A 1403-nucleotide genomic window follows, 5' to 3' on the forward strand; every position below is an offset into this window, starting at 1 on the left:
GCCGTAGCCGTGCGCCTCGAGCCAGTCCAGCGTCGCCGAAGCGCTGCGCGCCCCGTCGACCGAGCCCGACGACACGACCACCAGCGATGACCCGGGCGCTGATCGGCGGGCTCTACGAACAGGGTCAGTCGCTGCAGGCGTCCACGGCCACCCTGGCCGACGCGACGACCTCGCTGGTCGGCATGGTCGGCAAGATCCAGCCGAAGCTGTCGGCGGCGCAGAACTCGACCACCGCGGCGCTGAACCTGCTGCTGGCCAACGGCGCCAAGCTCGACCAGGCCGCGATCGACATGCCGTCGATGCTCGCCGACCTGGGCCGGATGACCTCCGAGGGCACGCACGCCAACGCCTACCTGTGCAGCCTCGACGTCTCGCTCTACGGGGTGCTCTTCCCGCGCGGTCTGTTCAGCCAGATCGGTGGCACCTCCCACTCGGAGGTCTGCAGATGAGCAAGCTCAAGAAGACCTTCCTCGGCAACCGCAACTTCTGGCTCGGTGTGATCGGCTCGCTGGTCATCGTGCTGCTGCTGGTCGGTTCGACGGTCTACCAGTTCATCGGGATCGGCAGGCAGTCGATCGAAGCGGAGTTCGTGCAGGCCGCGGGCATCAAGACCGGCGACAAGGTCGCGGTCTCGGGTGTGCAGGTCGGCACGGTCACCGGCGCCAAGATCGAGGGCGATCACGTGGTGATCACCCTCGATGTCGACAAGTCGCTGAAGTTCGGCCCCGACGCGCACGCCGCGATCAAGATGGCCACGCTGCTCGGCGCGCGCTACGTCGACCTGCAGCCGGGCGACGGGTCGGGTCTGAAGAACAAGACCATCCCGCGCTCCAACACCGACGTGCCGTACAACATCGCCGATGTCGTGCAGGTCGGTACGCCCAAGTTCGAGGAACTCGACACCAAGAAGCTGGCCGCCTCGCTCAACACGATCAACAGCCAGCTCGGTGACTCGCCGGAGCTCGTCGCGCAGGCGATCGACAGCGTCGGCGCCCTGGCCAAGGTCGTCGACCGACGCAAGAGCGAGGTCGACAGCCTGCTGAAGGACCTGAACCGGGTCACCCAGCTGCTGGCAGACAACCGCAACTCGATCCTGCTGGTCATCACCCAGGGCGAGGCCATCGCCAACCGGGTGATGGAGCGGCAGAACCTGCTGCGGCAGCTGCTCGACAACATCGCCACGCTGACTCGTCAGCTGGAGGAGATCGGCGCCGAGAACGGTAACCAGTTCGGCGGCACCATCGGTCAGCTCAACACCATGGCCGAGGGTCTGCAGAAGAACAAGGACAACCTCGACCGCCTGCTGCAGATCGGGCAGCCGACCGCGCGCTACTTCAACAACGCGCTCGGCAACGGCAACTACGGCGACGTCTCGCTGCCGTGGCTGTTCCCCGACAACTGGC

The 1403-nt window shown here is 66.4% G+C and carries 2 protein-coding genes; both read left to right on the forward strand.

Annotated elements, in window-relative coordinates; translation table 11 throughout:
• Positions 1-86 precede the first annotated feature (86 nt).
• On the forward strand, positions 87-449 hold the full coding sequence (locus ACWDNU_RS45820; RefSeq protein ID WP_449673446.1) for a hypothetical protein: 363 nt from the start codon (positions 87-89) through the stop codon (positions 447-449).
• Positions 446-1403 (forward strand): MCE family protein (locus ACWDNU_RS45825; RefSeq protein WP_449673447.1); only part of this gene is annotated, 958 nt, incomplete at its 3' end. The genes ACWDNU_RS45820 and ACWDNU_RS45825, both read left to right, overlap by 4 nt.

The sequence above is a fragment of the Amycolatopsis sp. NPDC003676 genome (genome assembly GCF_053587275.1).